Below are 3,251 nucleotides of genomic sequence, written 5' to 3' on the forward strand. Positions count from 1 at the left end.
CGCCGCCGAGGCCGCCGCGGCAGGCGCGACGGCGCCCTGGGCCAGGGCGCTGCCAGCGCCAACGTTCAGCAAGAGTGCGAGGGCGGTCGCCAGGGGAGGCAGTTTCCTCATGGCGCCGGCGTCTCTTCGGTATCGCCGGCATCGCTGCCAGCGTCGTTCTCGACGATGCGCTGCAGGCCACCGAGCTGCGAACCGTCGTCGAGGGAGATCAACGTGACGCCCTGGGTCGGGCGGCCGAGTTCGCGAATCTCGCTCACGCGCGTGCGGACCAGCACACCCCGGTCGGTGATCAGCATGATCTCGTCCTCCGGACGCACCAGCGTCGCGGCGACGACGCGGCCGTTGCGCTCGGTCTGCTGGATCGCGATCATGCCCTTGGTGCCGCGGCCGTGCCGGGTGTACTCGGTGATCGAGGTGCGCTTGCCGTAGCCGTTCTCGGTGGCGGTGAGCACGCTCTGCGACTCGTCCTCGGCCACCAGCATCGCGATGACGTTCTGGCCGGGTTCGAGCGCCATGCCCCGCACGCCGCGCGCGTTGCGGCCCATCGGCCGCACGTCGTCCTCGTCGAAGCGGACTGCCTTGCCTCCGTCGGAGAACAGCATCACATCGTGCTTGCCGTCGGTCAGCGCCGCACCGATGAGGTGGTCGCCTTCGTCCAGGTCGACGGCGATGATGCCGGCCTTGCGCGGATTGCTGAATTCATCGAGCGCGGTCTTCTTCACTGTGCCGAGCGCGGTGGACATGAAGATGTAGTGATCCGAAGGGAAGGTGCGGAACTCGCCCGTCAGCGGCAGAACCACCGTGATCTTCTCGTTGGGCTGCAACGGGAACATGTTGACGATGGGCTTGCCGCGCGCTGCGCGGCCGCCTTGCGGTACCTCCCAGACCTTGAGCCAGTAGACGCGTCCCCGGTTGCTGAAGCACAGCATCCAGTCGTGTGTGTTGGCGATGAAGAGCTGCTCGATCCAGTCGTCGTCCTTGGTCTGCGTGGCCTGCTTGCCGCGCCCGCCGCGGCGCTGCGCGCGGTATTCGGCCAGCGGCTGGCTCTTCACGTAACCGGTGTGGCTCAGCGTGACCACCATGTCGGTCGGCGTGATCAGATCCTCGGTGCCGAGCTCCTGCACGTTGTGCTCGATCACGCTGCGGCGTGCGCCCAGCTTGGTCTGGCCGAACTCCTGCTTCACCGCCACCAGTTCCTCACCGATGATGGTGGTCACGCGCTCGGGCTTGGACAGGATGTCGAGCAGGTCGGCGATGTGCGCCATCACCTCCTTGTATTCGCCGATGATCTTGTCCTGCTCCAGGCCGGTGAGACGCTGCAGGCGCATCTGCAGGATCTCCTGGGCTTGATCGTCGGACAGCCGGTACAGCCCGTCGGCCTGCATGCCGTATACCGCCGGCAGTCCTTCAGGACGGAACGCGTCGCGGCCGCCCGGGGTGTCGGACGCCGCGCGGACGAGCATCTCGCGCACCAGCGACGAATCCCAGCTCTTGTCCATCAGTCCCTGCTTGGCCAGCGGCGGCGTGGGCGAGTTCTTGATGATCTCGATGAACTCGTCGATGTTCGCCAGCGCGACCGCCAGGCCCTCGAGCACGTGGCCGCGTTCGCGTGCCTTGCGCAGCTCGAACACAGTACGCCGCGTGACCACCTCGCGGCGGTGTTCGAGGAACACCTCCACCAGATCGCGCAGGTTGCACAGCTTGGGCTGGCCGTCCACCAGCGCCACCATGTTGATGCCGAAGCTGTCCTGCAGCTGGGTCTGCTTGTACAGGTTGTTCAGCACCACTTCGGGCACTTCACCGCGCTTGAGCTCGATGACGACGCGCATGCCCGACTTGTCGGACTCGTCCTGGATGTGGCTGATGCCCTCCAGCTTCTTCTCGTGGACGAGCTCGGCCATGCGCTCGAGCAGCGTCTTCTTGTTCACCTGGTAGGGGATCTCGTCGACGATGATCGACTGACGCGCGCCCTTGTCGATGTCCTCGAAGTGGCACTTGGCGCGCATCACCACCTTGCCGCGGCCGGTGCGGTAGCCCTCGCGCACGCCATTGAGGCCGTAGATGATGCCGGCGGTTGGGAAGTCCGGTGCCGGGATGATCTCCATCAGTTCGTCGATCGAAGCCTCGGGGTTCTTCAGCAGGTGCAGGCAGGCATCGACCGTTTCGTTGAGGTTGTGAGGCGGGATGTTGGTGGCCATGCCCACCGCGATGCCGGCCGAGCCGTTGACCAGCAGGTTCGGCAGGCGGGTCGGCATTACCAGCGGTTCCTTCTCGGAACCGTCGTAGTTGGGGCCGAAATCGACCGTGCCCTTGTCCAGATCGGCCAGCATCTCGTGGGCGATCTTGGACAGCCGGATCTCGGTGTAGCGCATCGCCGCCGCGTTGTCGCCGTCGACCGAGCCGAAGTTGCCCTGGCCGTCGACCAGCATGTGGCGCAGCGAGAAGTCCTGCGCCATGCGCACGATGGTGTCGTAGACCGCGGTGTCGCCGTGCGGGTGGTACTTACCGATCACGTCGCCGACGATGCGCGCCGACTTCTTGTACGGGCGGTTCCAGTCGTTGTTCAACTCGTGCATCGCGAACAGCACGCGCCGGTGCACCGGCTTCAGGCCGTCGCGTGCATCCGGCAGGGCTCGACCGACGATCACGCTCATCGCGTAGTCGAGGTAGGAGCGCCGCATCTCCTCTTCGAGGCTGATCGGCAGGGTTTCCTTGGCGAACTGGGTCATGCGAGATCGGGAGGTGGTCCGCGGTGAGGGGCCGCGGGGCTTGCATCGGGCGCGGGGCCGGACGCAAGGGGTAGCGGGAAGTCGACGATTCTAGTTGCCGCTCGCTGTCGCAGCAGCGCAACAGCGGCCACGGGTGCGGCACGGGAGCTGGCCGAAACCTTGTCGCTGCAAAGCCATATGGCACAATGATTTGTCGGTCCTAAAGTGCTCTTTTCATAGGGCACTTGATAGTTTCGCTCGATATATCCGCATGGACGTCTGCCGTTTAACGGCCTACCGAGAGAGGAAAGTCATGAATAAATTGAACAAGGTGGCAATGCTCTTCGCGACTGCCGCGATCGCCACCTCCGCTTCCACCGCGTTCGCCCAGACGGTCGACAACTGGAAGAACGTGGACGGGAACGTCTGGAAGAACGGCACCAACGAACTCTGCTGGCGCGACAATTTCTGGACCCCCGCGACCGCCGACGAGCGCTGCGACGGCGCGCCGCCGAAGGCCCCGCCGCCGGCTCCTGTTGCCGC

General features: G+C 65.4%; 1 protein-coding gene and 1 pseudogene. One reads left to right on the forward strand and one right to left on the reverse strand.

The genetic code is table 11. From position 1 onward, the window contains the following. Nucleotides 1–107 precede the first annotated feature (107 nt). Nucleotides 108–2,729: a DNA gyrase subunit A gene (gene gyrA / locus Y694_RS20680; RefSeq protein WP_036236110.1), complete on the reverse strand. Its 2,622-nt coding sequence runs from the start codon at nucleotides 2,727–2,729 to the stop codon at nucleotides 108–110. 292 nt (nucleotides 2,730–3,021) lie between these two features. Between gyrA and Y694_RS20685 the strand changes: the two are divergent. Continuing rightward, nucleotides 3,022–3,251 (forward strand): annotated as a pseudogene (locus Y694_RS20685) (OmpA family protein); the annotation flags it as partial.

The sequence above is a fragment of the Methylibium sp. T29-B genome, from assembly GCF_000576225.1.
In the GTDB taxonomy this organism is placed as follows: Bacteria; Pseudomonadota; Gammaproteobacteria; order Burkholderiales; family Burkholderiaceae_C; genus Methylibium; species Methylibium petroleiphilum.